23 protein-coding genes, 1 tRNA gene and 2 pseudogenes are annotated in these 25,615 nt (G+C 58.9%); 14 read left to right on the top strand and 12 right to left on the bottom strand.

All coding sequences use genetic code 11. The features are described from left to right. Window positions 1–80 precede the first annotated feature (80 nt). The 3 genes from AC2FNS_RS06945 (at window position 81) to AC2FNS_RS06935 (ending at window position 3,338) form a co-directional block, all read left to right on the top strand. Window positions 81–1,640: a trimethylamine methyltransferase family protein gene (locus tag AC2FNS_RS06945; RefSeq protein ID WP_496712560.1), complete on the top strand. Its 1,560-nt coding sequence runs from the start codon at window positions 81–83 to the stop codon at window positions 1,638–1,640. A gap of 121 nt (window positions 1,641–1,761) precedes the next feature. Further along, window positions 1,762–2,349 (top strand): heme NO-binding domain-containing protein, encoded by a 588-nt coding sequence (locus AC2FNS_RS06940; protein WP_496682769.1) that lies wholly within the window; start codon window positions 1,762–1,764, stop codon window positions 2,347–2,349. After that, on the top strand, window positions 2,349–3,338 hold the full coding sequence (locus AC2FNS_RS06935) for a diguanylate cyclase domain-containing protein (RefSeq protein ID WP_496712558.1): 990 nt from the start codon (window positions 2,349–2,351) through the stop codon (window positions 3,336–3,338). The genes AC2FNS_RS06940 and AC2FNS_RS06935 overlap by 1 nt, the downstream gene beginning before the upstream one ends. A 12-nt stretch (window positions 3,339–3,350) precedes the next feature. Here AC2FNS_RS06935 and AC2FNS_RS06930 read toward each other — a convergent pair whose 3' ends face one another. From AC2FNS_RS06930 to AC2FNS_RS06895, 8 genes are read right to left on the bottom strand one after another with little or no spacing between them, the layout of a single operon-like run. Then, window positions 3,351–4,046 carry a CbiX/SirB N-terminal domain-containing protein gene (locus tag AC2FNS_RS06930; protein WP_496712557.1) on the bottom strand — a complete coding sequence of 232 codons (696 nt, stop codon included), beginning with the start codon at window positions 4,044–4,046 and terminating at the stop codon, window positions 3,351–3,353. A 60-nt stretch (window positions 4,047–4,106) separates the two neighbouring features. Continuing rightward, on the bottom strand, window positions 4,107–5,039 hold the full coding sequence (locus AC2FNS_RS06925; protein WP_496712556.1) for an AEC family transporter: 933 nt from the start codon (window positions 5,037–5,039) through the stop codon (window positions 4,107–4,109). A 52-nt stretch (window positions 5,040–5,091) separates the two neighbouring features. Next, the gene (locus AC2FNS_RS06920) at window positions 5,092–5,898 is read right to left on the bottom strand and encodes an MBL fold metallo-hydrolase (RefSeq protein WP_496797506.1); all 807 of its coding nucleotides are present in this window, start codon (window positions 5,896–5,898) and stop codon (window positions 5,092–5,094) included. Continuing rightward, window positions 5,895–6,710 carry a TatD family hydrolase gene (locus tag AC2FNS_RS06915; protein WP_496797507.1) on the bottom strand — a complete coding sequence of 272 codons (816 nt, stop codon included), beginning with the start codon at window positions 6,708–6,710 and terminating at the stop codon, window positions 5,895–5,897. Before AC2FNS_RS06915 ends, AC2FNS_RS06920 begins: the two co-directional genes overlap by 4 nt. Then, window positions 6,707–7,828, bottom strand: coding sequence for a DNA polymerase III subunit delta' (locus AC2FNS_RS06910; protein ID WP_496712552.1), 1,122 nt, complete (start codon window positions 7,826–7,828; stop codon window positions 6,707–6,709). Before AC2FNS_RS06910 ends, AC2FNS_RS06915 begins: the two co-directional genes overlap by 4 nt. Further along, window positions 7,825–8,466 (bottom strand): dTMP kinase, encoded by a 642-nt coding sequence (gene tmk, locus AC2FNS_RS06905; protein ID WP_496712551.1) that lies wholly within the window; start codon window positions 8,464–8,466, stop codon window positions 7,825–7,827. Before tmk ends, AC2FNS_RS06910 begins: the two co-directional genes overlap by 4 nt. Further along, window positions 8,463–9,629 carry a D-alanyl-D-alanine carboxypeptidase family protein gene (locus tag AC2FNS_RS06900; protein WP_496712549.1) on the bottom strand — a complete coding sequence of 389 codons (1,167 nt, stop codon included), beginning with the start codon at window positions 9,627–9,629 and terminating at the stop codon, window positions 8,463–8,465. The genes tmk and AC2FNS_RS06900 overlap by 4 nt, the downstream gene beginning before the upstream one ends. A 15-nt stretch (window positions 9,630–9,644) precedes the next feature. Continuing rightward, on the bottom strand, window positions 9,645–10,799 hold the full coding sequence (locus AC2FNS_RS06895) for an SPOR domain-containing protein (RefSeq protein WP_496727688.1): 1,155 nt from the start codon (window positions 10,797–10,799) through the stop codon (window positions 9,645–9,647). A gap of 205 nt (window positions 10,800–11,004) precedes the next feature. Between AC2FNS_RS06895 and AC2FNS_RS06890 the strand changes: the two genes are divergently transcribed. Next, a tRNA-Ser gene (locus AC2FNS_RS06890) sits at window positions 11,005–11,094 on the top strand. A 354-nt stretch (window positions 11,095–11,448) separates the two neighbouring features. On the opposite strand, the gene AC2FNS_RS06885 is transcribed toward AC2FNS_RS06890, so the two are convergent. The 3 genes from AC2FNS_RS06885 to AC2FNS_RS06875 are packed head-to-tail and all read right to left on the bottom strand — an operon-like array spanning window position 11,449 to window position 13,768. Then, a complete protein-coding gene (locus AC2FNS_RS06885; protein ID WP_093964943.1) occupies window positions 11,449–13,128 on the bottom strand; it encodes a recombinase family protein in 1,680 nt (559 codons plus the stop codon). Next, window positions 13,125–13,541, bottom strand: a complete 417-nt coding sequence (locus AC2FNS_RS06880; protein WP_093964944.1) for a DUF2924 domain-containing protein — start codon at window positions 13,539–13,541, stop codon at window positions 13,125–13,127. Before AC2FNS_RS06880 ends, AC2FNS_RS06885 begins: the two co-directional genes overlap by 4 nt. Continuing rightward, window positions 13,538–13,768: a DUF3489 domain-containing protein gene (locus AC2FNS_RS06875; protein ID WP_093964945.1), complete on the bottom strand. Its 231-nt coding sequence runs from the start codon at window positions 13,766–13,768 to the stop codon at window positions 13,538–13,540. Before AC2FNS_RS06875 ends, AC2FNS_RS06880 begins: the two co-directional genes overlap by 4 nt. 449 nt (window positions 13,769–14,217) lie before the next feature. On the opposite strand from AC2FNS_RS06875, the gene AC2FNS_RS06870 reads away from it, so the two are divergent. The 7 genes and pseudogenes from AC2FNS_RS06870 to AC2FNS_RS06840 all read left to right on the top strand — a co-directional run bounded on the left by AC2FNS_RS06870 (window position 14,218) and on the right by AC2FNS_RS06840 (window position 20,376). Further along, the gene (locus tag AC2FNS_RS06870; RefSeq protein WP_496803803.1) at window positions 14,218–14,499 is read left to right on the top strand and encodes a ParB N-terminal domain-containing protein; all 282 of its coding nucleotides are present in this window, start codon (window positions 14,218–14,220) and stop codon (window positions 14,497–14,499) included. After that, window positions 14,496–15,203: an IS6 family transposase gene (locus tag AC2FNS_RS06865; RefSeq protein ID WP_010442732.1), complete on the top strand. Its 708-nt coding sequence runs from the start codon at window positions 14,496–14,498 to the stop codon at window positions 15,201–15,203. Before AC2FNS_RS06870 ends, AC2FNS_RS06865 begins: the two co-directional genes overlap by 4 nt. Window positions 15,204–15,258: 55 nt before the next feature. Next, window positions 15,259–16,479, top strand: a pseudogene (locus tag AC2FNS_RS06860) (IS1380 family transposase); the annotation flags it as partial. A gap of 281 nt (window positions 16,480–16,760) precedes the next feature. Next, window positions 16,761–16,994 (top strand): glycine zipper 2TM domain-containing protein, encoded by a 234-nt coding sequence (locus tag AC2FNS_RS06855; RefSeq protein WP_496712542.1) that lies wholly within the window; start codon window positions 16,761–16,763, stop codon window positions 16,992–16,994. Window positions 16,995–17,347: 353 nt separating this feature from the next. After that, a complete protein-coding gene (locus tag AC2FNS_RS06850; protein WP_496712540.1) occupies window positions 17,348–17,992 on the top strand; it encodes a protein-tyrosine phosphatase family protein in 645 nt (214 codons plus the stop codon). A 19-nt stretch (window positions 17,993–18,011) separates the two neighbouring features. Further along, complete coding sequence (locus tag AC2FNS_RS06845) at window positions 18,012–19,445, top strand: hypothetical protein (RefSeq protein WP_496712539.1); 1,434 nt, start codon at window positions 18,012–18,014, stop codon at window positions 19,443–19,445. Then, window positions 19,435–20,376, top strand: a complete 942-nt coding sequence (locus AC2FNS_RS06840) for a metallophosphoesterase family protein (protein ID WP_496712537.1) — start codon at window positions 19,435–19,437, stop codon at window positions 20,374–20,376. Before AC2FNS_RS06845 ends, AC2FNS_RS06840 begins: the two co-directional genes overlap by 11 nt. On the opposite strand, the gene AC2FNS_RS06835 is transcribed toward AC2FNS_RS06840, so the two are convergent. Beyond that, window positions 20,377–21,135 carry a hypothetical protein gene (locus AC2FNS_RS06835; protein ID WP_496712536.1) on the bottom strand — a complete coding sequence of 253 codons (759 nt, stop codon included), beginning with the start codon at window positions 21,133–21,135 and terminating at the stop codon, window positions 20,377–20,379. 182 nt (window positions 21,136–21,317) lie between these two features. Between AC2FNS_RS06835 and AC2FNS_RS06830 the strand changes: the two genes are divergently transcribed. The 3 genes and pseudogenes from AC2FNS_RS06830 to AC2FNS_RS06820 form a co-directional block, all read left to right on the top strand. Continuing rightward, window positions 21,318–22,250 (top strand): SdiA-regulated domain-containing protein, encoded by a 933-nt coding sequence (locus AC2FNS_RS06830; RefSeq protein ID WP_496682732.1) that lies wholly within the window; start codon window positions 21,318–21,320, stop codon window positions 22,248–22,250. Between the two features lie 218 nt (window positions 22,251–22,468). Next, a complete protein-coding gene (locus AC2FNS_RS06825) occupies window positions 22,469–24,013 on the top strand; it encodes a ShlB/FhaC/HecB family hemolysin secretion/activation protein (RefSeq protein WP_496712535.1) in 1,545 nt (514 codons plus the stop codon). A gap of 1,469 nt (window positions 24,014–25,482) precedes the next feature. Beyond that, window positions 25,483–25,615: pseudogene (locus AC2FNS_RS06820) on the top strand (IS6 family transposase); the annotation flags it as partial.

Genomic DNA, 25,615 nt, shown 5'->3' with positions numbered 1-25,615 from the left:
CGACCATCTCTGTCGCAGACAGAGCGGCCCAACGGCCGACTTCGGGGCTTGCTTGAGAAAAGCCATCGCCGGAGGACCACATGGCCGACACCAGGACTCAGAGGCGCCGCAGCGGCGGGCGCGCAGGTGCCGCCGCCCGCAGGGGCGTCGCCGTCATCGACCAGATGCCGTGGAACCCGCCGATCAATATAGACCACCCTACTGAACCGCTGCCGCCCGAGGGAGTCGAAGCCATCCATGACGGCGCGATGCGCATTCTCGAGGAAATCGGGATCCAGTTTCTGAACGAAGAGGCCATCGCGATCTTTCGTCAGGCCGGTTGCGCGGTCGATGGCGATATCGTGCGGATGGGCCGCGACTTTGTGATGGAGATGGTCGGCAAGGCGCCGTCCACCTTCACCATCACGCCACGCAACCCGGACCACACGATCGAGATCGGCGGCAAACGGCTGCTCTTCGGAAACGTCTCCTCGCCGCCCAACTACTGGGACATGGAAATCGGCAAGAAGGTGCCCGGCAATCGCGAGATGTGCCGAAACCTGTTGAAGCTGACGCAGTATTTCAACTGCATCCACTTCGCAGGCGGCTATCCGGTCGAGCCAGTGGACATCCACGCCAGTGTGCGACACCTGGACGTGCTGTACGACAAGCTGACACTGACCGACAAGGCCATGCACGCCTATTCTCTGGGCAAGGAGCGGGTCGAGGACGTGATGGAGATGGTCCGTATCGCCGGCGGCCTCAGCCACGAGGCGTTCGAGGCGACGCCCCGGATGTACACCAATATCAACTCGACCTCGCCCCTGAAACATGACCACCCGATGATCGACGGCTGCCTGCGGCTGGCGCGACGGGGGCAGGCGATCGTGGTGACGCCGTTCACGCTGGCCGGGGCAATGGCGCCGGTCACGCTGACCGGTGCGGTGGCGCAGTCGGTGGCCGAGGCACTCAGCGCGATCGCCCTGTTCCAGTATGTTCGCCCCGGCATTCCTTGCGTGATCGGCACCTTCACGTCGAATGTCGACATGAAGTCCGGGGCACCGGCCTTCGGAACACCGGAATACATGCGCGCGACACAGATGACTGGACAGATGGCGCGGTTCTATGGGCTGCCTCTGCGGTCTTCGGGGGTGTGCGCCGCCAACGTACCGGACGGGCAGGCGATCTGGGAGACCTCCAATTCTCTTTGGGCAGCGGTTCAGTCGGGGACCAACATGGTCTATCACGCCGCCGGCTGGCTGGAGGGCGGACTGATCGCCAGCCCCGAAAAGTTCATCATGGATTGCGAGATCCTGCAGCAGATCCAGCGCTACATGCAGCCCGAACTGTGCGCCACGGGCCCGGATGAAATCGCACTGGATGCGATCCGGTCGGTCGGCAACGATGGTCACTTCTTTGGCATCCAGCACACGCAGGACCGCTATACCACGGCCTTCTATCAGCCGTTCCTGAGTGACTGGAAGAACTATGAAGGCTGGGAGGCCGCCGGCGGCATCTGGACCGCCGAGCGCGCGCACCTGCTGTTCAAGGAGATCATCGGCAGTTTCGAGGCGCCCCCCATGGATGCGGCCATCCGCGAGGAACTGGCCGATTTCGTGGCCCGACGCAAAGCCGAGGGCGGGGCGCCGACGGATTTCTGAACACTCTGCATTCGTATCAGGTTGAGATTATTCTGCATTTGCAGAAACTTGGCCGCGCGGATTCGACCTTTGTTAAGATTTTTGGGCTGTGATCGGACTCATTCCAAGTCTGAGGCTGTTGATGCACGGATTGATAAACAAGGCCATTCAGTCGTTTGTCTGTGCGACCTACGGGCGCGAGTGCTGGCTGCGTGCCACCGCGGTGGCCGAGCTTGGCTTCGTCGAGTTCGAGGCCATGCTGGTCTATGACCGCGGCAAGTCCTATCGCCTGCTCGATGCGCTGTGCGCCGAATTGAAGCGCGCGCGTGATGAATTTCTCGAGGATCTGGGCACCTATCTCGTGTCTCACCCCAACATGGAGGGGTTGCGGCGTCTGTTGCGGTTTGGCGGCGTCACCTATGTGGAATTCCTGCACTCGCTGGACGATCTGTCGGATCGGGTGCGCCTGGCGGTGGCCGATCTGACGCTGCCCGCTCTGGAATTGATCGAGTGTTCGCCCAACGAGTTCGAACTGCACTGTCAGCCCGGGCTGGACGGCTATTCCTGCGTCCTGACCGGCCTTTTAAGGGCGATGGCCGATGACTACGGCGCGCTGGTGTTTCTGACGCGCACTGGCACGAATGAAAAGGGAATCGACATCATTTCCATGACCCTTGTCGAAAGCGCATTCGCCGAGGGCCGAAATTTCGATCTGGGGGCACCAAGCTGATGTTGGATCACGATCAACTGGGGGTGTTGTTGGGAACCCTGTGCCCTATGTTCGTCCTGCTGGGTGGCGACGGAACCATCCGCCAGGCTGGGCCGACCCTGCAAAAGCTGCGTTTTGACCGGCCGATGCCGGGGCGCGCTTTCCTTGACGTTTTCGATCTGGTTCGCCCCCGGTCCATCACGTCGTTCCGCGACCTGATGGCAAGCGAAGGTGTGAAACTTTCGGTGAAATTTCGCGACGAGCCGCGAACGGCGCTCAAGGGCCTTGTCTCGCCGTTGCCGACAGGCGGGGCGGTCATCAACCTGTCATTCGGAATCTCGATCCTGGACGCGGTCCGCGACTATGCGCTGACAAGTTCGGACTTTTCGGGCACCGATCTGGCGATCGAACTGCTCTACCTGGTCGAGGCAAAATCGGCCGCTATGGAGGCGTCACGGTCTCTGAACCTGCGGTTGCAAGGCGCAATGCTGGCGGCGGAGGAGCAGGCCTATACCGACACGTTGACCGGTCTCAAAAACCGACGGGCAATGGACCACATTCTTGAACATCTCGTGTCCAGCAAGGCGACTTTTGCGCTGATGCACCTGGACCTCGATTTCTTCAAGGCCGTGAATGACGAACTGGGGCATGCGGCCGGCGACCATGTACTGAGCGAAGCCGCGCGCATCATGTTGGAAGAAACCCGCAACGACGATACGGTGGCCCGCATAGGCGGGGACGAGTTCGTACTGATCTTTCGTGGTCTGTCTGACCGAGACGTCCTGCAGCGCATCGCGGAACGGCTTATTTCACGGCTTCAACAGCCGATGGACTATCAGGGCCAGACCTGCGCTATTTCCGCAAGTATCGGCACCGCGCTCAGCGCGCAGATCCCGTCGGTGATGCCGGCCAACATTCTCAACGCAGCGGATATGGCCCTGTACGAGGCCAAGCGCAGCGGCCGGGGCTGTCACCGCTTCTATTGCGAGCAGGAAAACGCCGGGCACTGAGCGCGACCGGTTTCACCGCGTGACCTCGGCCTCCAAGACCGTGGCAATGCGGTGTTTGACGGCACCCAGCTCACCCACGACCGGCAATTGCAGCCCGCGGAAACCCGCGCGAGCCAGCTCGGTCGGCACATCGTCCAGAACATGTCCGCCCGTACAGGCAAAGAACGGTAGGCACAGTGCGGTTTCGCGGGTGCCGCGGGCAGCCTCGGATATCGACGGCGCCTCTTCTACAAAGCCCGTTCGAACCGACTGGAAAGATATCAAACCGGCCAGTTTGTCTGCAAAGCTGTTGGCAACAACCGACGGGTTGCGGCTGCGGCCTGACCCGTGTGCGGCGATCACCAGGTCCGTCTCGGCCGCTCGCCAGCCGCGCTGGTCCAACTGCTCGGACAGGGCCGTGGCCACGATCCGGGGCAAGTCCGGGTCGGTTCCCAGCGGGTCGAGTATTCGCACATCGCGGCCGTCCACACGTTTGGGCAGGGCGCTGGTCACGAACCAGCCTTTCGCCATGAACAGCGGATAGATCGCCACTGCGTCGGTCAGGCCGTCCAGAACCTGCTCCAGCGCCCCCGGCGCGGCCAGCGTGGCCGAGGTTACATGGACCTGATCCGTCAACTGGTCGATTTCGTCGGCGAGCCGCGCCAAGGCCGCCTCGGCCGGAGCCGGATCCGAGGGTTGCCCGTGGGCGACGATGACGGCGTTCAGCATTGCGGTCTCCTGTCTTGCTCGGGGTTATGTGCGGCGCGCGACGTCGAAGTCAATCCGGCCTCAGCCCAAAACCACCAGCCACATCCAGACCGTCAGGATCGACGCCGTGGTTCCGATCAGCACGGACGAGGCGGCGACGCGTTTTGCGCGCCCATAGATGTTGGCAAAAATATAGGCGTTGAACCCCGGCGCCATCGCCGCGTTCAGAACGCCCGAGCGGAACAGGTCCTGCGGCAGGGCGGTCGCAGTTCCGAACAGCCAGACGAGGCTGGGATGCAGGATCAGCGACACGCAGCAGACATAGCCGATGGTCCGCAGATCGCCCTCGGGGCGATACATGACCAGCACGCCGCCCAGCGCGAACAGCGCACCGGGCAGGGCAGCGCGAGTGATCAACCCCAGGGCCTCGTCCACGACCGCCGGGATGGCCAGACCCGTCAGGTTCACGATGAACCCAAGCGTGATGCCCAGGATGAGGGCGTTCTTGAACATCGCCGACAGGACGGACCGGACCATACGCAGGCCGCCTTGGCCGCGATTGCGGATGAACTCCATGACCGAGATGCCGACGCAGTAGCAGAACGGCGAATGGAAGGCGATGATGGCATAGTTGCCGGTCAGGTTGTTCGGGCCATAGGCGCGCTCGGTGATCGGCAGGCCCAGCAGGACCGAGTTCGAGAACAGGCAGCAAAAGCCGATCGCCACGCAGTCTTCCCAGTCTCGCCCGAAGATGAACCGGGCGCCCAGCATGCCCGCGACAAAGCACAGACCCGCGGCCGAATAGAAGCTGCCCAGCAATCGTGGGTCGAAGCTGGTGCTCAGGTCCAGATGGGCGATGGCCAGAAACAGCAGGCACGGGATTGCAAAGCCTTGGGTGAATTTCATCAACCCGTCGACATGGTTTTCCTTGAAATAGCCCAGGCGGGTCGCAGCATACCCGGCGCCGATGACCAGGAAGACTGGTAAAATGACGTCGATCAGGCTTTGCAGCATCTCACGGTTCGCCTCGGTTCGTTATGCGTCGTGCCTGTCGCGACGGGGGTGGTCATGCGCCCGGCAACGGCTGTTCGATCATCAATCCGTCATGGGCGGGGGTTACATGGTCGGGGGTTTCCCTGTCGACCGTGGCATAGTCCAGATCGATGTGCATGTTGGTCAGGATAGCCCGCTTGGGCTGCAACTGTTCGATCCAGCCCAGGGTCTTGTCCAGATGGGCATGGGTCGGATGCGGGCTGCGGCGCAGAGCGTCGATCACTAGGCAGTCCAGGCCTTCCAACTCGGGCCAGGCGTCGTCATAGATCTCGGCCACGTCCGGCAGATAGGCCAGATCACCGATCCTGAACCCCAGCGCGTCGATCGAGCCATGGTTGACCTTGAAGGGCCGGAACGGGATCGGCCCGCCGGGTCCGTCAACCGCGAACGGGCCATCGATGGTCTTGAGGTCGAGGATCGGCGGGTACGGCGACCCCTCGGGCTGGATGAAGGCATAGCCGAACCGCCCCAGCAGCGCGTTTTGCGTGTCGCCGTCGGCCCAGACCCGGACTCGGCTGCGCATGTTGAACACAATCATGCGCAGATCGTCGATGCCATGCACATGGTCGGCGTGCGAGTGGGTATAGACCACACCGTCCAGCCGCCCGGTGCCGGTATCCAGCAGTTGGCTGCGCATGTCGGGCGAGGTATCGATCAACACCGAGGTCGTGCCGTCCGGGCCGTCGCGTTCGACCAGCATCGAGCAACGGCGGCGGCGGTTGCGCGGGTTTTCGGGATCGCATTCGCCCCAGTGTCCGCCCAGGCGCGGCACCCCGCCGGACGAGCCGCAACCAAGGATCGTGCAGCGCAGCGTGGTCATGCGGCAGCCTCGTGGGCGGCGGCCTTGGTGAACAGGCGGTCGAAATTGGCTTGGGTGCGGGCCGCGAATTCGGCATAGTCCAGCCCGAACAGTTCGGCGCCGACGCGGGCGGTGTGGGCGGTGAAAGCCGGTTCGTTGCGTTTGCCGCGATGCGGCGGCGGGGCAAGATAGGGGGCGTCGGTTTCTACCAGAATTCGATCAATGGGCGCGGCGGCGAAGACTTCGCGCAGTTTGTGGCTTTTGGGAAAGGCCGCGATGCCCGACATCGACAGGTAGAACCCCAGATCCAGCGCCGCCTGGGCCAGTTCGGCCGAGGAGGAAAAGCAATGCATCACACAGGAATAGGGCGCGTTGCGAAACTCGGCGCCCAGAATGTCGGCCATGTCGGAATCGGCTGCGCGGGCGTGGATGATCAGCGGCAGCCCGGTGCGCTGGGCGGCCTCGATATGGATGCGCAGCGACTTTTTCTGAACCTCGGCGCTGTCCGCGGTATAGTGATAGTCCAGCCCGGTTTCGCCGATGCCCACGAATTTCGGGTGCGCGGCCAGTGCGACCAACTCGTCGACAGTGGCCATCGGCTCTTCGGCGGCACTCATGGGGTGGGTGCCGGCGGCATAGAACACCGGGGCATGCGCCTCGGCGATGGCGCGTACGGCCGGTTCGTTGCGTAGGCGGGTGCAGATCGTGACCATGCGGGTCACGCCGGCCTGTCGCGCGCGCGTGATGATCTCGTCCAACTGGCCCTCGAAGTCGGGAAAGTCCAGGTGGCAGTGACTGTCGGTGATCGCGGGTGGGGGGCTGGTGTCGTTCATCTGCTCGGGCCGGCGGAGTCCTGTATCTTGAACACCGTATCTAGGACCAGAGCGGCAGGGTCAAGGTTCACCGCCTGACCGTGACGGGCCCTTGCGGATACGGCCGCGGCAACCTCGGCCCACCGGCGGGCCGTCTGCGGCGAGTTCGACAGCCGCCGGAGCGTTTCCGACTCGTTCGGTGCGGCCTCGGGGCTGGGGGGTGCGCCGGTTGCGCCGGTCAGGGCCAGGCGCGACAGCGCGATGTCGATCAGGTTCAGCAGCAGGTCGAACCGGTCCGCAGCTCCGCGCTGCGCGGCAGCCTCGGCCAAGGCCAGAGCGCGTTGCCGGTCCAGCCGGGGGAGGGTGCCTAGAATGCCGATCACTTCGGCATAAATGTCCAGCCCGCCCAGGTTCAGCAGTCGGACTGCCTCGCCGACCGAGCCCGCCCCGAGGGCGGCCAGATGGTCGGGGTTGGGCGGCAGGTCGGCACCGGCCTGAGCCAGCGCCGCCTGCATGTCCGACGGCGACAGCGGCGACAGGCGCAGGGTCCGGCAACGCGACCGGATTGTCGGCAGCAGCCGCGAGGGCTGGTGCGAAACCAGTAGCAGCGTGGTACGGGCCGGCGGCTCTTCGAGCATCTTCAGCAGGGCGTTCGCCGCACTGGCGTTCATGTCGTCGGCGGTATCCACGATCACGACACGGCGCCCGCCATCGGCGGCGGACAGCCCGAAAAAACGGCCGAGCTTTCGGATATCCTCGACCACGATTTCGTTGCGCATCTTGTCCTTTTCGTTCACCGAGCGGGTCACGACCGCAAGCCCGGGTTCAGCCCCGGCCAGCATGCGATGGGCCACCGGATGATCGGGCGCGATGTCCAAAGATGTGGGAGCCGGAGGGGCTTCGAACAGCCCGTCCTCCTGCGGGGCCGGGGTCGCCAGAAGGAAGCGGGCGATGCGCCAGGCCAGCGTCGCTTTTCCCACGCCACGCGGCCCGGTCAGAAGCCAGCCGTGATGCAGCCGCCCCGAGGCGAACGCCGACAGGAATTCGCGTTCGGCCGCGTCCTGACCAAACAGTTGTTGCGTCTGACGCGGGTGCGGCGCGCCGGGCACCTGATCCGGGGGAAGAATGTCGTCGGTCATGTCTGTTGCAGGGGGCGCAAGGTCTGATGCACGATGTCCGCCACGTCGCGGGCCACGCTGTCGACGTCGCGGTTGCCGTCTATGACGCGGAAGCGGTTCGGAAACTCTTTGGCAAGATCCAGAAAGCCCCCGCGCATCCGGCGTTGCAGGTCGGGACCGAAATCCTCGAACCGTTCTTCGGCGCCCTGCCGGCCCTTGGCCCGGGCCAGGCCGGTGTCTGGGTCCATGTCGATCAGCAGGGTCAGATCGGGTTCGCGCCGGATCATCAGGGCGTGCAACTTGTCCACCAGCGCGCGCAGATCGCCGCGCGACACGCCCTGATACATCCGGGTGCTGTCCGCGAACCGGTCGCAGATCACGATCTTGCCTGCCGCCAGGGCCGGCTCGATGGTACGCTCCAGATGGTCGCGGCGTGCGGCGGTGAACAGCAGGATCTCGGTTTCCGCCGACCAGCGGTCGGGGTCGCCCTCAAGCACCAGCCGACGGATCTCCTCGGCGCCGGGTGAGCCGCCGGGTTCGCGGGTCAGCACCACGTCATGGCCTGCGGCGCGCAGGGCTTCCGCCAGCAGACGTGCCTGGGTGGATTTGCCCGATCCGTCGATCCCTTCGAAGGTCAGGAAAAGCCCGCGCCCGCTCACATCGACTCCAGCGGGGAATTGATAACATCCTTCAGCACGATGCCGCCAACTGCCATCAGACGCACCACGAATCCGCCCAGCGGTACGTCCTGGGACGCATAAAGAGGGCGACGGATCTCGGGCAGGCCTTCGGGCTTGACCACCAGTTCGGCCAGTTGCTGGCCTTTCCGGATCGGGGCGTTTACCGGCCCCTGATAGACCACTTCTGCCGGAACGTTCTGGTCGCCCAGCACCGGGAACAGCAGGGTCAGGTCGTCCTCTGGCACCAGGCCAACGGTCTTCTGGGCGCCCATCCAGACCTTGGCCTGGGCTATCGGCGTTTCGGCGGTGGCAACTTTCCTCTCGACAAAATTTCGAAACGACCAGTTAACCACGGCCTCGGCCTCCTCTGCGCGGCGGGCGGTGCTTTCCAGCCCGGACAGAACGAAGATCACTCGCCGGTCGCCCTGCTGGGCCGATCCGACAAGGCCATAGCCGGCCTCTTGCGTGTGGCCGGTCTTCAGCCCGTCAGCGCCGATGTCGAGCTTGAGAAGCGGGTTGCGGTTATTGACGTTCGACGGTGCGCGCCCGTCGAATTCAAAGGTTTCCTCTGCGAACAGCGGGTAATATTCCGGGAAATCGGTGATCAGGCGGTCCGCCAGGATGGCCAGATCCTTGACCGACATCATTTGACCGGCCGCGGGCCAGCCGTTGGAGTTGGCGAAGGTCGAGTTGGTCATGCCAAGTTGCGTGGCGCGCTGGGTCATGTAGCGGGCAAAGCCCGCCTCTGTTCCGTCCGGGCTGAGCGCTTCGGCAATGACGACGCAGGCATCGTTGCCCGACAGCACGATGATGCCCCGCAGCAGGTCCTCGACCCGGACGCGGTCCTGCGTGTTCAGGAACATGGTCGACCCGCCATAGCTCATGGCGTGTTCCGACACCGGCAGCTTTTCATCCAACGTCAGGCGGCCGTCGCGCAGCGCCTCGAACGCCACATAGAGCGTCATCAGCTTGGACATCGACGCGGGCGGCAGCGGCTCGTCGGCATTCTTGGCCAGCAGGACCGTCCCGGTGGTCTGGTCCATCACATAGGCCGCCCGCGCCGAGGTGTCGAAGGCCAGAGCGGGCAGCGCCGCCAGCATCAGGCCGATGGCAAGAAGGAGGGTTCGAATCAAAGTCGGCATTTTGGGCCTCCCTGTCTATTTCGCGGCGATGAAGGCGTCGGAGAACCCGAGATCCTTCATGTCGCCGAGGATTGCGCGGCGTTCCGCCCTTGTGGCAGCCGGACCCACGAGAACCCGCCAGACCTGTTTGTCGCCCGAAGTTACTTGTTGAACCTGTGCCGACAGGCCGTTCTTGCTGACCTTGTCAGCGGCGGCTTTGGCATTTGCCTCTTCGCTGAACGTCCCGATCTGCACAAAGGGTTTTGTCAGGTTTGAACTGGCCGATTCCGAGCCGGTGCTGGCTGGTGTGGCTTCGGAGGCCTCGATCGCGGCAGCTGCGCCGGCAATCGGGTCCAGCGGGGTCTCCGTGATTTCATCCTTGGGCTTTTTCTGCCACCATTTTCGCTTGGCCGGTTTCTCGGCCGGCGGGGTCACGACGGGGTCGGCTAGGGTGGCGGTCGCGTCAGAGGCGGGGGGCGCCTGCTGGGGCGCCGTCGCGGCAACGGCCGCAGCGCCCGCCGCCACTTCGGCTGCCGCACCGGTCGCGGCGGTTTCGTCGGGTTTCTTCTTTTGCCACCATTTCCGCTTTGCGGGTTTTTCTTCCGGCGCAGTAGTCGCCTCCGAGTCGGTCTTGTCGGGCGTCTCGTCCTTGGTTGCGCTGTCTGCGGCGTCCGCGGCGACATCTTCAGCCGGTTCCGCTTCGGGTGCCGGGGGTTCGACCACCTCGCGGCGCAGAGCCACCACGGTCAGGCGCGCCGGCGCGCCAGCCAGCAACCCGAGTTTCTCGGCTGCCGCCGAGGACACCTGCAGCGCCGGACCGGGCAGATTCCGTTCGCGCCGGAACAACGCGCCCGTAACCGACTTGTCATTGGCCGTATTTGTGATTTTGACCCGTTCGGGTTGGACTACGTTGGGGTGGGCCACCCAGACGCCACCCAGTGACGGGCGTCCGTCCCACAGGCCGGCCTCGGTCACCTGAAAAACGTCCGGTGCTTCGACGTCGCGTTGCGAGGGGCCTGCTATGTCCGGAAGAAGCTCGGTTGCTCCGCCGTTGGGCTGTCCATCGGGCTTCGGCTTGCTTGCCTGGCCGCCAGCCAGCAGCGACTCATCACAACCGCTCAACGCCACCAAAGCCATTATCGCAACAGCCGCCGTCCACCGGCCAACGCGTGTCTGTGTCGCAGTTTCCATGTTTTGCGTTCCCTTGCCTGTATGGCCGGGTCGGACCCCGTCCTAGCTGCCGCCCTCTGGTTCTGTTGCCAGTATGCCGCAGCCATATCGCGCGGATCATAGCCCGCGTGTATCGGCAAGAAAAGACAGAGGAACCGGGCTCGGCAAGAAATCCCTCTTTTTGCTTGCCACGGCCGGGTCTTGGCCTTAGACCGCTGCCTGCGCCGGGGAGGTGGCAGAGTGGTCGAATGCGGCGGTCTTGAAAACCGTTGGGCGTGAGAGCGTCCCCAGGGTTCGAATCCCTGTCTCCCCGCCACTCATACCTGTCTCACTTCAGTTGTATTTTCTGATCCGGAATTGTTACGCAATTCCCGCGCGTTGGCGCATGCGCTTTCAATCAGAGACGAAGCAAACCGTACATTCAGAGGACAATTCAGGCGCGAGTCTCAGTGTCGCATTTTAGCGGGGTCGCTTTGGGCTGGATTTCCCTGATAACCTGCAATTTACAGGGAATATTCGCAAACCGGGACTGACTTCCGTCATTTCTTCTATCAGAACTGTATGTTTCTCAGAGGTTTATGTTGCAAATTCCCTAAAAGGTGGAACAGGGAATTGTTCCGCCGGATCAGGGAGGGCGAAGTCTGTATCAGGGACGCAGGAGCTGGAGATGTCAGAAGCCGAACAGGCGTTCCTGTTCGGACCATTCAAGTGGGTGGGTCACGCTGACCAGACGCTTGAGTGTGAGTTCGGGCGGCTGGCTCCCGTCGAGAATCGCCGTTTGAATCTTTGGTGAGAGAAAAGCGAGCTGAGCACGGGTGCGGATGAAGGCGTCAGGGACGCTTTCGCGGCGGGCAATCTCCATCAGTTGAACTCCGGCCTTCAGATCACGGGCCCAGCCATGGGCGCGGATCAGCATGGACCGGAGGTGGGGATCAGGTTGGGGTGCCATGTCTCCGGCGATGACCTTGGCCTCGACGCCGCGGCGGCACAGATCGAAAGATGCGGTGACGTGGGTGAGATCCGGGTGCAGATGATCGGCCGCGATGCCAAGTGCGCTTGCCAGAGTTTTGGGGTTAAATTCGAGGTCGATCTGTCCTCGTGCAAGTTTGCCTTTGGCCAGAAGAGCAGCGCCGATCTGACAGCCATGGCCTAGAAGCCGGGTTACTAAATCCGCAACTGAAGTCTGAACTGCCTCGGCTGACCCGGCCTCCGGCTGCGCCAGTACTTGGTGCGCCGCGGCGGCGTCTTGCAAATGTCTGACGATGACATCAATGACCGCGTTTTCCAGCGCTGGGCCGGGCAGTCGCCAGCCAGAGATATCCTTGCCGCCTGAGATCAGTCGATTGGAGATATAGTAGCGCAACCGTCGGCCTTTGCGCGTGGTGTGGGTCGGCGTCAACCGATCACCAGTTTCGTCATACAGCAGACCGGTGAGCCAGGCCCCGGGGTCAGTGGAGTGTTGGCGCGCATCGGAGTCGCCGCGTGCCCGCGAGCGGTTGGAGGCCTGTCGCATTTTTTCCTGCACCCGGTCCCAGATGTCCTGATCGATGATCGCCGGATGTTGTCCGTCCCAGATCTTATCCTTGTGGCGGATTTTTCCGAGATAGACAGGATTGCGCAGCAGGTAATAGATTTGACCCCGTGACAGCGGACAATCCCCCTTCACACTGCCATCTGTCCGAACAACCCGTTTTGACCGCAGGTCTTCTGCCGTTGCCCGTTCTTCTACTTTGCGCAGGCAACCAAGCTCGTCATAAAGCCCAAAGAGATGCCGGACCGTTCTGGCCTCCTCTTCATTCACCACCAGCGTTCTTGCCTTCGGATCGGGGTGGCGATCATAGCCCAGAGGCAGGTTGCCACCCATCCAAAGCCCCTTCTTCTTCGACGCTGCAATCTTGTCGCGAATACGTTCGGCGGTGACTTCCCGTTCAAACTGAGCAAAGGACAACAGCACATTCAGCGTTAACCGGCCCATGGAAGATGAGGTATTGAAGGCCTGCGTGACGGACACAAAAGAACAGTTTGCCTGTTCCAGCCGGTCGACCAGCTTAGAGAAGTCGGCAAGCGACCGGGTCAGCCGGTCAATCTTGTAGACCACCACCATGTCAATACGCCCGGCATCGATCTCTTCAAGAAGGCGCTGAAGGGCGGGTCGCTCTAGGGTGCCGCCCGACAGGCCACCGTCATCGTAGCGCCCGGACAACAGGGTCCAGCCTTCATGTCGCTGGCTTGCGACATAGGCCGCGCAGGCCTCATATTGCGCATCCAGCGAATTGAAGTCCTGATCCAGACCATCTTCTGAGGACTTGCGCGTGTAGATGGCGCATCGGATTTTACGGCGCGGGCTCATTTGGCCGCCTTGCCGGTGAGCCCAAAGAAACGCGGCCCTGACCAATGCGCGCCGGTAATCTCTCGGGCGATGGCCGAGAGTGAGCGATAGGACCGACCGTTCCAAGTGAAGCCGTCTTCTGTAACGTCGACTACATGGGTCACACTATTCCACTCGCGTAGCAGGCGCCCGCCGGGTTTTAGGGCAGGGCATGTAGGCCGGGGTTTCTTCCCAGAGCCCTTTTCCAGCGTGGCTTTGACCTGGCGGGGTAGCCTGCCATGACGGCGGGACTGCATCTCAAAGGCGATAAAGCGGCGCAGAAAGGGTTGGCTGAGCATGGCGGGGGCGGGTTGATCAAACAGTTGCTGCCAAAGCGTGACCAGATCCGATCGACCCATGGCGGCGAGATCGGCGACATCGCTCGTCTTGGTCATGACGCTTCTCCAGTTCCCGCCGCCAGATGATATGTGGATGGTCCATTTGGTTTGTCGGATGTCCGCCGTTCAATTGTGACGCCTTTTTTCCGCAGACCGCTTAGAGCTGCTCGGACCGAATGAGGCTGCCATCCCGTTGCTTTGCAGAGCGCCTCAAGGCTGGCGCCGCTCGGGCGGCGCAACAAGTGTTGCACTTTGTCAATTTTGGTTTGCTTCCGCTTGGACATGTGTTGTCTCCTCTGATTTGGGGCTGGCTAGATGCCGAACCCCGGTACCGAGGAGCGCCCGAATGGCTCGGGCGTGGGTTCAGTGATGCGTGGTTGACGGCAACAGTCCAGCTCTTTCTGAAGCGATTACTTGAGACGTGTGTTTTGAAGGGCGTTGCTGGCGTACCCCCGATTATTCGTCAACAATCTTAATTGGTTACTTTTAGTTTGGGGGGGTTGCGTCTCGTATTGATGGCACCTACATTCGACCTAATCGCCCGGACTATCAGGGCGGGAAACTGCTCCCGCAGGCAGCACTCATTGGAAACACAGGTTTCCGCAGAGAGCATTCAAAGGAGCAACGTCTCGGATCGATTGGTCCGGGGAGTTGCGATTTGTGCTCTCTCCGATTTTCCAGCGCGATCCCTCCATCTCGACGTCCGCGCGGCGTCACGCAAAAGGAGGCGGTTATGCCTGCCAAAAACACACACAGCGACGTTCGGGCGTCCAATACGCCTATCTGGATGGCCGAAAAAGTTATCCAATCCCAGATCAGCCAGATCAAGCCCTACGCCAACAACAACCGCGTGCACGCGGCCAAGAATGTCGACAAACTGAAAGCATCGGTGGCCCAGTTTGGCTTTGTCACTCCGATCCTGTTGGATGGTTCGGGCACAATCATCGCGGGTCAGGTCTTGTCAGAAGAACTTGTCTTGAGGCAGGCAGGACGGTTGCGTAGCTTTTGCCCATGACCAAACCTGCCTCTTTCAAGTACTTCAAAACCAGTCCCGAGGTCATCCGCCTTGCGGTGATGCTGTACATCCGTTTCCCGCTCTCGCTTCGAAATGTCGAAGATCTGTTGCACGAGCGAGGCATCGACGTGAGCCACGAAACCGTCCGATATTGGTGGAACAGATTTGGTCCAATGTTTGCAGCTGAGATCCGACGGAAGCGTGTGCAGCAGCTGCGCGCGTTCTCGAAATGGAAGTGGCACGTGGACGAGGTTTTCGTAAAGGTGAATGGCAAGCGACATTATCTGTGGCGTGCAGTAGATCACGAAGGTGAAGTGCTGGAAGCAGTTGTCACCAAGCGCCGAAACAAGGCTGCAGCACTAAAATTCCTCAGGAAATTGATGAAACGGCACGGTTGCGCCAAGGAGGTCGTCACAGATCGCTTCGCTTCCTACAAGGCTGCGCTCAGAGAAATAGGCGCGTTCGAAAAACAACAGACGGGCAGGTGGCTCAACAACCGCGCCGAGAATTCACACCTGCCGTTTCGACGACGCGAACGCGCGATGCAGCGTTTCAGGCGCATGCGAAGTCTACAGAAATTCGCCTCCGTCCATTCCTCCGTCTACAATCACTTCAACCAGGAAAGATCGCTAGCCAGTCGAGACACCTTCAAGCTGACCCGCGCCGCCGCTCTTAGCGAGTGGCGTCAGCTTTGTTCCGGATAGGTTCGCGGTTTCCGCGGCAAACTGAGACTGGTTCGAATTCGTCTGACAGCACCCGCTCGGGTTGTCCGATCTGGCGGCAGCGGCGCTGCGCGAAACGCGACGCGGCAAAAACACAGTCCATCGTCTCGACGGGTTGTTCCGGCAATCGGTGTTCGGGCGGTTGGCCGGATACGAGGATGTGAATGACGCCGACCGCTTGGCCATTGACCCGGTCATGCGTCAGGTCGTGGGTGGCCGGGCGGTCGATGCGCAAGCGGCCTCGGCCTCACAGATGGGGCGGTTCGAGACCGAGACGCTGGCCTTGCCCGAGAACCGGGCGGCGCTGGCCGACCTGAACGGGCAATGGATCGACCGGTTTCATGGCCGCAATGGTCTGAAGTACATCGTGCTGGACATGGACAGTTCGGTCAGTCCCACCCATGGCGATCAGGAGGGCGCAGCCTGGAACGGGCATTTCGACTGCACCTGCTATCACCCCAACTTCCTGTTCAACCAGTTCGGCATGCTGGAGCGTTGCGCCCTGCGCCATGGCAATGTCCACAGCGCCGATGGCTGGCGGGAGGTTCTCGACCCCGTCATCGCCCGCTACGCGGAGCGCGACCTTGGCGGCCGGTTCTTCCGGGCTGATGCCGCTTACGCGATCCCGGCGATCTATGAGCGGCTGGAAGAAGCCCGGTTCTTCTACGCCATCCGGCTGCCTGCGAACAACGTCCTGCGCGAGAAGATCGCGCATCGGCTGAAACAGCCCGTGGGGCGGCCTTCCCTGAACAAGGTCAAACGGTTCTTCGAGGACTTCGACTATCAGGCGGCGTCCTGGGACAAGGAACGCCGGGTGATCGCTAAGATCGAATGGCATCCGGGCGAGTTGTTCCCGCGTGTCGGCTTCATCGTCACCAGCATGCCGATGGCGTCAGACTGGGTGGTGCGGTTCTACAACCAGCGCGGCACGGCCGAGCAGCATATCAAGGAAGGCAAATACGCCTTTCGCTGGACGCGGCTGTCATACCGGAAGTTTCGCGACAACGAGGTGCGACTGCAACTGCACGCTCTGGCCTACAACCTGGCCACCTTCTTGCGCTGCACCGAGCTGCCCGAGGCGATGGCGGACTGGTCGTTGACCAGCCTGCAACTGAAGCTGATCAAGATCGGGGCGCGTGTCGTCCGCCATGCCCGCGCCATCACCTTCCAACTGGCTGAGGTGGCCGTCACCGGCCCGATGGTCCGCGCCATCCTCGCCGCCATCCGCCGATTGCGAGCACCTCCGTCATGTGCATGACCGCGATCCACGTCCAAACTGAACGAAAGCGGCAGGACAGGTCTGGCCGCTGCGCCGAAAAACACAACCGCCGAGCCAGATCACGGCGCATTCGCGGTCTGATCCGCCCTGTTCCAGCAGCCTGCGCGACCGCAGGCGCCGTTCAGGGCGAAAAACGCTTGTCCAGCGGTCGGATCCACGCGATCCTTACGTCAGACGGCACGCCACTTGGGGAATGTCGGATAGAACCATTTGTCCGAGCGCACGAATGGTTGGGACACATGTAGCAAACGGAGAATCCTATGAACGGAATTGTTAGGGCAACTGTGGTGTTGATTTTTTGTGGAGCAAGTCTTGCCGCTTGCACAAATAATCAAGGCGTGAACGCGGCCTCCGGAGCACTTGTTGGCGCGGCGGTGGGGAACCAAATCGGGTCCGGCAGTGGGAGAACAGCTGCAACTCTGGTAGGAGCCGCTGCTGGTGCGCAAATTGGTGCTAACGCTTGCGGCGGACAGAACCAACCCCCATGCACTTGAGGCGCCATTGGGCCGTCTTTTACCTCTGAAAACAGACAGCACGATCCTATTGAGCGGCAACCAGGGTCATGGCAGTCAAGTGTCTTGATCCTTCGGGAAATTCGGGATCATAACAAACCTGGCGTTGAGATCGGCCGGCGTGATAAACGAAGAAAACAAACACCAATTGAACTGGAAAGTTTTTCTGGCCTACTTCGTGGTCGTCTTTATCATCAATTTGGTGTGGCCGATTTAAAGCTTCAGGGCGGGAAGCCAACCGCCGACCTGACTTGGCTTCCCTGAACGCGCCTCTCGGTGGGACTGACGGCAGGAAAAGCGTGGGCATCGCTGGCTGAAAACAGAAAGGAATACGCATGCGGTTTTTGACGTCCCTCATATTCATTGGTGTTCTGGCAACCGCGGCGAATTCTGACGTCACCAGTCGAAACGGTGGCCCAAGCAACAGCCAGATGCTCTCTAAGGGCAGCGACGGAGGCGTCGATGGCGTAGCTTTCTTTCGCCCAGTCCTAGGCGGAGTTATGTATCGCTCTGGCTTCAAGGGCGGCGACAAGGGTCGAACGGGCTTGAGCGACGCTCAGCGCGAAACACTGTGCGATGACGGGTTTTCGGCCGGGTTTTATGCGGATTTCGGCAAGAACACCGAATTCGGCCGAACCAGTTGTGGAAACGGATCCTTTGACTATCAGAGCGCCAGATCGTCCCGCCCCGGCACCGTCATGGCCGCCATACACGAGGTGATTGAGGACCCTGCAAAGGGTCCTGTCCTTGTGCACTGCATGTGGGGCGTTCATTCCTCAGGCGCATTGTCGGCAATGGCGCTTGTTCAGTTTTGCGGTTGGACGGAAGAAAGGGCCAAGGAATATTGGAATGATGCCAGAAACGGGGCCCCATGTTCGGGCGGGTGTGACCATTGGATTGACGCAAAGTTCGCCAATTTCAGTGTCGACCCCAAATTGAAGATTTCCGCCGAACAGCAGGCCGCGATTTGCCCCAAATGAGATCTGGAGGACTATTCAGATGAAGCTCAACCTTGTAGGGGCACTTGCTGTCATCGCGCCCACCGTCTTGTGGGCGAACGACGATGTTCTAGGTGAAGTCGCGACATTTGATAGCCCCAATGGCGTTACAGAACGCTGCATTCGGATCGAAAAAATTCCTACGGGCGAGTATAAGAAAAGCGATCTTCAGGAAGAAACGGCCTATTGCGAGATCGATTTCTATGCCTCCGAAATCGCTATTTGTCCAAAAACCTGGAGTACCAGCCCAGGAATGGCCGTCTACGATATTTCGGAAGGACCCTACGTGGGGAATCGCTCTGAATTCGAGAGAAACGCTTGCAAAGAGGGCAAGTCGGCAAAAGCATTAGCCAAGGACAGAGTGGCCAAATTCAAAACCACCATGAACCAAAAGGGCACGAGTGGAACGTTTTCCACCTCGTCTCTGCTTTACTATCATTTCTCCAGGTATTTCGATGCAACGGTGAAAGTGCCGGTGGCGGTCTGGCGCAGCATGGACGCTCAGGCGCATCTCTCCGAGGTCGCAGAGCCCGGTCTTGCGATTTCAGGTGGCTCTCATGGCGGGCGCATGAACCATGAAGGATGGCGGGTCTTCGCAGCTGCGGATTCCGACCCCAACTCATACCAACCGACCGATGATCTGTTCACCTCGGATCGAACGCAAATATACGGTGTACTAGTTGATAGTCCTGGGCATCGATACGGCTCGGAAATCAACGGCACCCGCAAATCTGGTTGGGGGAAAGGTCAAAACCGCGATTTTCAGGAAACTCCTGCCTTCTTGGCATTGCGTTCTTCAAAACCATTGTCAGAGGCAATTGCAGATGGCGTGAAAGAAGGCCGAAAAGACCGGCAGATCAACAAGGATCTCGGTCCCGATGTCAGTGACCAACAGATGGCATTTTGGATGCAAGAACTTACCGAGATTGTTCTGCTCGACTTCATCTTCAGCCAGCAGGACCGTGTTGGAAACATTGATTTCACGCCCTACTGGTACTGGGTCGAAGACGGAGAACTGAGGCATAAGAAAGCCAAGCACCATCAACCAAACGATGGAGATGTTCCGGCCAACGCAATATTGATCCGCCGCAGCAATCTAAACGACAACGATGCTGGTGGGCGGGTTGAGTATGCCAACTTCGCAAAATCTACTCAAATGCTCGAGAAGATCCGGCACTTCTCTCCAAGCACGTACCGTCGCTTGGTTGCGTTGAACAGTGACCTTCAAACGCAAGGTGCTATTTATGACTGGTTGTCGCAGAGCCTTGGGTTGTCAGATAGGCAGATTGCCCAAGTTGTGAAAAACACCGCGTTGGCAACGTCCATCCTACAGAACAATTGTTCTAGTGGTGATTTGATGTTCGACTTGAACCCTGTCGCATTCTTTTTGCGAAACGACACCGAGGTGGCGGCATTAGACTGTAATGACTCGTAAGCGTTCTGCCCCTATTGCGGCGTTCATTTGGACCGCTATGTTCGCCTGTAAAGCGGCGGCGTTGGATGTAATCGTCATATCGGATCTAAACGGAAGCTATGGCTCGGTAAAATACGATCCCCGCGTCGACATAGCGATTGAGCGGATAATTGAGATTGATCCCGATCTGGTGATTTCGACGGGCGACATGGTCGCGGGACAGCGCATTCCCAACTTGTCAGACAAACAGGTCAGGGAGATGTGGAAGGCGTTTCACGAGGCCGTATCAGATCCGATAGCGGGTGCCGGAATTCCATTTGCTGTCACGCCCGGAAACCACGACGCATCTGCCTATCGCGCGTTTGAGCGTGAAAGAAGAATTTATGCGAAGGAATGGACACCAAGAAAGCCAGATGTCGATTTCCTGGTTTCAGATGACTATCCTTTCTTCTACGCGTTTGAGATGCAGGGCGTAACGTTTGCATCTTTGGATGCTACGACCTTAGGGCCGTTATCCGGTGATCAGCAGGACCGACTTGCGGAACTAGGTGCAAATGGAAATCCGGTTGTCACTTTCAGTCACCTCCCACTTTGGCCCTTCGCGATCCAGCGAGAACGCGAAATCATCGGTGACCCAACACTTGAAAAAGTCTATCTGGAAAGCGGTGTCGTTCTGCATCTGTCAGGCCACCATCATGCCTTCTTCCCAGGCTGGAAAGACGGTGTGGCCTATGTTTCCCAAGCTTGTTTGGGGGGTGGCACGCGGCGGCTTATTGGCGATAGCGCCAGATCACCTCACAGCTTCACTCATGTTACGTTCCAGCCGAACGGAGAGTTTGGGATAGCGGTATATCGAGGGCCTGATTTCGAAAGGTCGGTAAACTTCAAGTCGCTCCCGAAAGAGATCAGATCCCCAAATGCGGTTTTGAAGCGCTTAGACCTTGTGAAATGACTAGAGGTTGAGTTTCAACTCAACTTTTTCAGGGACCAGATCGTTTACCATCTCTTCGATCCGGGCTTCTGAAAGTCCGCCCGAGGTAATGAAAAGCAAAGAAACGCGAGATTTGCCGGGAACGTGGTGTTTTCTGAGCAGCTTCCAACCAGCGTCTGCTGCCATGGCTTCGATAGCTCCGCTGACTTTCAGTGAATGCTCTTCGTCTGAAGCCTTGAGCGAAATTTCAACACCCTTGTTTCGCCCACCGAGCCAAATGAAACACCAACATACAACCGCCACCAGTGTGGCCATCAAGGGCAAGCCCAACCCTACTGCGAGCCCAAGCACGGTCACTATAATCATTTCCACTGTGTCGACCGGGTCATCCATATTTGATCGGAACCTCAACAGGGCTCCGATTCCAAATATGACAAAACCGATCATTGATCCGTGCTGTACGACCAGAAACCCAACCGCCATACCGACAAGCGCGTACAGGAAGAACAGTCGCGGCATGACGATGTCGCTGACACTTCTGCGGGCTCTCCGCCTCACAGGGTGATAGACGATCAGTCCAGTCAATATGACCGTTACGATGACGTCGAGAGTAAAAAAATACAGTTCCTGTTTGCCCCGAAACTGTATCCAACGTCGTTCGATAACAATTTCCGATCCCGAAGCCCCGGCCAGCATCGTCGCAGGGTCGACTTGTGACACCGCAGTACCCGGCAACAGCAGCATCAACAACACGGTCACAAATGTGAGGGTCGTATTCAACTTGTTTTCCTTCCTGCATACGCCAAAGGCTTACACTTCGCCAAAGGCACGTCATGCCCCATTCAATTCAATCGCAACAGGCGGGATCAGGTAAAGAGATTACAGTGCATTCTTCGGACATCGCATCCGGACTGTGATACGAACGCTGACACAGGGATGTGGTCCAAGCGCGAGAGAATTCAATGACAGAAAACAGAGTGTTTTCGTCAAAAGCTCAAATTTCATGGTGTTTCTGCAAACTTAGACGACTCGCTTTTGCGGCCAGCTTGGTTGCGGCAGCCTTCATGCCTTGGACCGATTTTGCCTGCGCCGAAAGTGCTGGTTTGGTTCTGGTCGATAAATTCAAGGTGGCAGACAAATCAGAGGGATTTTCAGAGCCTTCTGGTTTGGCAATGTCTAACGCTGAAGGCTTCTTGTGGTCTGTAAGTGATGCCGAACCTAAACTGCACCTACTCGGAGTCGACGGGGTATTAGCAAACTCTTTCAAATTGCCAGCATTGGCAGGATCAGATTTGGAGGGTGTTGCATCTCGAAAAGATGGGTCTGTTTTGGTGCTTCAAGAAACTGACCGATCAATCCTAGTCGTTCACCCAACTGACCCCATTCAACTGACTAAAATACCTCTCGCATCTCTTAAAGGTTTCCCGACCGCCGCTGAATTACTCGTCGGCAACCCTTTGAACAAGGGACCCGAAGGCATCGCCGTTGACCCGGATTCCGGGCGGGTCTTCGTTGGCATTGAGGGAGAACCAAGGTTGTTGATGGTGTTATCGCCAGAGCTAGACGAAATTATTGAGATCATTCCTTTAGCCCGCGATGCAGGTTTTATCTCCGAGCGTGTAGATGATGATGAACTGGATTTGAGTGGCTTGGCATGGTCCCGGTACTCACGTTCTCTCTGGATTGTGAGTGACAAAGGCCGTCAGATCTTCGTCTACAATCCAGAATCCAAGTCAGTAAAGTCTATCAGTTTGACGTTCACAGTAGATGGAAAACAAAAAGAAGTTAAACATCCCGAAGGGATCGCTCTCGATGAGACGAGAGGGCTTCTCTATATTCTGACAGACGATGCCAAGAAATCGCGGCTTTATGTTTTTGAGCAGCCGGAGTTGTGAGGACTGTCCTACTAGCTCTCTACTTTAGATGCTAAAATAGCGGGGTTGTGTAATTGAGCGCCGTCGTATGTGCGGCGTATTAAGTAAATCTGCGCTCTGTTCGCTGTGTTTCTCAAAAACATCACCCATCAATATATTCGAATAGCGTCAGGTTCACACATGCGAACCACGTAATACCATTGGACTTCAACATGTCAATCACCTTAAGGTTGTCAAAAATGCGCGTACTCAGCTCGGTTGTTTCTGCGATCATTTGCACTCTTGTGGCAACTGCATCAGTTCCAAAAAGTAGCATTGCCCAAACCTGGGACGTCGCATCCCGGCACTCCGTCAGCGGCGTAACGGTGTATGATTCAGATGAGTTGTTAACTTTTGCCGGTCAGTTGGCCTTTGATCGGTCAGGCCGCATCACAGCGGTGGAGGTCGCATCAACGATCACGCAGATCTACCGAGAAGACGGCTATTTTTTGGCTGAGGCCTGGCCTGGCCCCGATGGGCAGAGCATTGTTGTTGATGAAGGGCGTATTCAAACCATCGAAATTGAAGGCGTAGATACTCGCACGTTCCAAAGCTTAGAAAAGATCTTTCGCCCCCTCACTACCGCATATCCAATAACTCTCAAACGATTTGAGCGGGCGGTTATGCTAGCCGAGGACATACCCGATTTGGACGTATCGACCGAACTTGATTACCCGGATCAGGCTGGTGCTCGGCTGAGAGTCTTGGGAGAACCTCTGCGCAAACAAGCTGGTAGTGCGACACTAGACAATCCTCCGCGTGAGCTTGGAGAAGCGCTCAGTTTCTATGTCGTACAAGAATTTTATTCGACGCTGACCGTTGGGGATTTGCTGCGATTTGAGGGTTCAGGCAATTACAATTGGAACAAAGACGATGAACACTCATTATGGGGCGCTCTTACCTATCGCACGCCTCTTAACAGTAATGGTTTGTACGGTGAGATCTTCTACGGCAATGTAAACGCCAAGCGTGATATCTCTGGCGATTTCGCAAGAACTGATGTCGACGGGGAAAACTTCACCGTCGCATTGGGTTACCCCGTTATCCGCGATGTAGCCCGATATGGATACCTGCTGCTGGACTACCGTCTTTCAGAAGCGGATTCAGTCAGCGGAGGCGTTCCACTATCGAGTGACGCCAGTGTCGTTGGCCTCACTTACCTTTACGGCCAGAATTATCCAAAGGGGCAAGCGCTTGAAGCAGGGTTAACTCTGTCATTTGGTGACAATGACAACGACACGACCGACGCAAGCTTTGATGACGGGGACTCTTCGTTCTGGCATTTGAGGGGCGGCATTGGATACGAAAGCCCCCTACCGGGCTTATCGCCCAACACAGCTTGGCGGACAGAGATCTGGGGTCAGTATACATCAGACCGGCTACCCTCTGTCGAAGAGTACTTCCTTGGTGATCGTTATGCGTTGCGTGGATACCGCTTTGACGAAGTGGATGGTGACTCAGGGATTTCAGCAATCTTCGAAGTATCTCACTCCTATTTCCCAAGCTCGCAGAGCGTAAATCGTCTGACGCCCTTCGCTTTTCTCGACGTTGGTTACATCTCGAATAATGATCCCGCCAGTTTCGAAGTGGGAAGTGCTACACTGGCATCGACCGGGTTGGGGCTGGACATCGAGTTTAAGCGAAACTTATTCCTATCCGGATACGTTGGCGTCCCTTTGAGAGACGGTCCTCTGACCGACTCGGGCGACCCAGGCGCGTATCTTGCTCTGACAACAAGTTGGTGAGGATGTTATGAAACTGAACAGAATTGCGTTACTTACGACAGCTTGTTTGATTGCAGAACTGGCCGCTACACAGGTCGTTGCCGGCGGAAATCACTACGGGTGGTGCCGTGGCGTAGGGAATCCTCACCAGTCAAGCCAAGGCTGCGGGCAGGCCGGTGGGCAAGTAACAGGTAATCAAATTACCGGCCCAACTCAGCCGGTAGCAAATCAGTTGCCGCCTAAGGGAACGCAGCAAACGCCCACGTCCGTTACTGTTCCAGTCCTTGCGCCGGGCGCGATTCCGAACGCAATTCCCGGTCAGGTTCCTATCGCGACACCAATAGCGGTTCCCGGTCAGGTTCCCACGCCGGTAGTAGCGCCGACCCTAGCTCCGCCTTTGACTCCAAATGCGACTCCAAACCGGGTTCCGACAGCCGTTCCAAATCAGGTTCCGCCATTGGCTACCGGGCCTACCGCGGTGCCGCCGCAAGTTCCGACTGCAACTCCCAATCAAGTTCCGATAGCTATCCCTGGCCAGGTTCCGCCTCAACCTACCGGCCCAACAGCGGTGCCGCCAGTTGTGCCCACCGCGACACCAAACCAAATACCAGTCGCAGTTCCTGGTCAGGTCCCGCCTCAGCCCACCGGTCAAACTGCTGTGCCACCGCTCGTCCCGACTGCAGCACCAAACCAAATTCCGGTCGCAGTGCCCGGCCGTGTTCCGCAACCCAGCGGTACTACGGCTGCACCAACGCTTGTGCCAACAGGAACCCCCAATCAGGTTCCCACGGCGGTTCCTGGCCAGGTTCCACAGTTGACACCAAAACCTACGGCAACTCACGTGGCCGTCCCAGGACATCCGAAACCACAAGGCGTCGTGACGATCATGCGTCCAAAGCCGAGGCCGACAACCGGTACTGTCCAACAACCTGGCACAACACAAGTGTCCCATCATTTAACCCACCAAATCAATGCGAAGAAACACGATCACGTCGCAGCAACACCCGGACGGCATGACCCGCACGACCTGCCGAGGTTCCGCAACGCGGCAGACAAGGAAGACTGGGAATGCGTTGCCAGCGGATTTGGACAGCGTCGGTATGATGCCGGGCGCGGCGTGTTGCTGAACAGCGGGGCACTACGACACCTTGGAAATGTGGATGCGATGGCTCGTGATGTACCAGCACGGCACCCGAAGCATTCCGGATGCATTATCTCGGTCAAACGAAAGCAGCGCTGAAGCTCGCTGGGTAGGTTTTGCTCGGACAATGAGATTAATCGACCAGTAGTTCGTCAATTGTCATCTGGTTAACTGGATTTCGTATTGCCCTTATCCTCTGGCGTTTACGTCGGCTGAAGTATCCCGATAATGCTCCGTACCTAAATTTACTTCAACTGGGCCAATAATCTAAAGTGCCGCACTTCCTCGCAGAGGTGTTGTCAGAAGGAATTTGGTTGAGGCGGGCAGGGCGGTTTCGTAGCCTCTGGCCATGCCCAAGTGTGATCCATTCCAATACTTTCATAGCAGCCCGGAAATTATCCGCTTTGCGGTCATGATGTACGTTCGTTTCCCTTTGTCGCTGCGGAATGTCGAAGATCTGCTGCACGAGCGCGGTATTGATG

The sequence above is a fragment of the Ruegeria sp. BHSA191 genome (assembly GCF_059613325.1).
The sequence above is the reverse complement of the archived record's forward strand: the minus strand, read 5'-3'. Positions and strand labels throughout refer to the sequence as shown.

What these genes read in the sequence shown, in the direction of transcription:
- AC2FNS_RS06845 (WP_496712539.1), top strand. Translation starts at nt 18,012, where the DNA reads ATGAAGCTCAACCTTGTAGGGGCACTTGCTGTCATCGCGCCCACCGTC.
- AC2FNS_RS06920 (WP_496797506.1), bottom strand. Translation starts at nt 5,898, where the DNA reads ATGACCACGCTGCGCTGCACGATCCTTGGTTGCGGCTCGTCCGGCGGG.
- AC2FNS_RS06945 (WP_496712560.1), top strand. Translation starts at nt 81, where the DNA reads ATGGCCGACACCAGGACTCAGAGGCGCCGCAGCGGCGGGCGCGCAGGT.
- AC2FNS_RS06910 (WP_496712552.1), bottom strand. Translation starts at nt 7,828, where the DNA reads ATGACCGACGACATTCTTCCCCCGGATCAGGTGCCCGGCGCGCCGCAC.
- AC2FNS_RS06915 (WP_496797507.1), bottom strand. Translation starts at nt 6,710, where the DNA reads ATGAACGACACCAGCCCCCCACCCGCGATCACCGACAGTCACTGCCAC.
- AC2FNS_RS06855 (WP_496712542.1), top strand. Translation starts at nt 16,761, where the DNA reads ATGAACGGAATTGTTAGGGCAACTGTGGTGTTGATTTTTTGTGGAGCA.
- AC2FNS_RS06870 (WP_496803803.1), top strand. Translation starts at nt 14,218, where the DNA reads ATGCCTGCCAAAAACACACACAGCGACGTTCGGGCGTCCAATACGCCT.
- AC2FNS_RS06850 (WP_496712540.1), top strand. Translation starts at nt 17,348, where the DNA reads ATGCGGTTTTTGACGTCCCTCATATTCATTGGTGTTCTGGCAACCGCG.
- AC2FNS_RS06875 (WP_093964945.1), bottom strand. Translation starts at nt 13,768, where the DNA reads ATGTCCAAGCGGAAGCAAACCAAAATTGACAAAGTGCAACACTTGTTG.
- AC2FNS_RS06930 (WP_496712557.1), bottom strand. Translation starts at nt 4,046, where the DNA reads ATGCTGAACGCCGTCATCGTCGCCCACGGGCAACCCTCGGATCCGGCT.
- AC2FNS_RS06935 (WP_496712558.1), top strand. Translation starts at nt 2,349, where the DNA reads ATGTTGGATCACGATCAACTGGGGGTGTTGTTGGGAACCCTGTGCCCT.
- AC2FNS_RS06940 (WP_496682769.1), top strand. Translation starts at nt 1,762, where the DNA reads ATGCACGGATTGATAAACAAGGCCATTCAGTCGTTTGTCTGTGCGACC.
- AC2FNS_RS06925 (WP_496712556.1), bottom strand. Translation starts at nt 5,039, where the DNA reads ATGCTGCAAAGCCTGATCGACGTCATTTTACCAGTCTTCCTGGTCATC.
- AC2FNS_RS06895 (WP_496727688.1), bottom strand. Translation starts at nt 10,799, where the DNA reads ATGGAAACTGCGACACAGACACGCGTTGGCCGGTGGACGGCGGCTGTT.
- AC2FNS_RS06885 (WP_093964943.1), bottom strand. Translation starts at nt 13,128, where the DNA reads ATGAGCCCGCGCCGTAAAATCCGATGCGCCATCTACACGCGCAAGTCC.
- AC2FNS_RS06880 (WP_093964944.1), bottom strand. Translation starts at nt 13,541, where the DNA reads ATGACCAAGACGAGCGATGTCGCCGATCTCGCCGCCATGGGTCGATCG.
- AC2FNS_RS06840 (WP_496712537.1), top strand. Translation starts at nt 19,435, where the DNA reads ATGACTCGTAAGCGTTCTGCCCCTATTGCGGCGTTCATTTGGACCGCT.
- AC2FNS_RS06830 (WP_496682732.1), top strand. Translation starts at nt 21,318, where the DNA reads ATGACAGAAAACAGAGTGTTTTCGTCAAAAGCTCAAATTTCATGGTGT.
- AC2FNS_RS06865 (WP_010442732.1), top strand. Translation starts at nt 14,496, where the DNA reads ATGACCAAACCTGCCTCTTTCAAGTACTTCAAAACCAGTCCCGAGGTC.
- AC2FNS_RS06900 (WP_496712549.1), bottom strand. Translation starts at nt 9,629, where the DNA reads ATGCCGACTTTGATTCGAACCCTCCTTCTTGCCATCGGCCTGATGCTG.
- AC2FNS_RS06825 (WP_496712535.1), top strand. Translation starts at nt 22,469, where the DNA reads ATGCGCGTACTCAGCTCGGTTGTTTCTGCGATCATTTGCACTCTTGTG.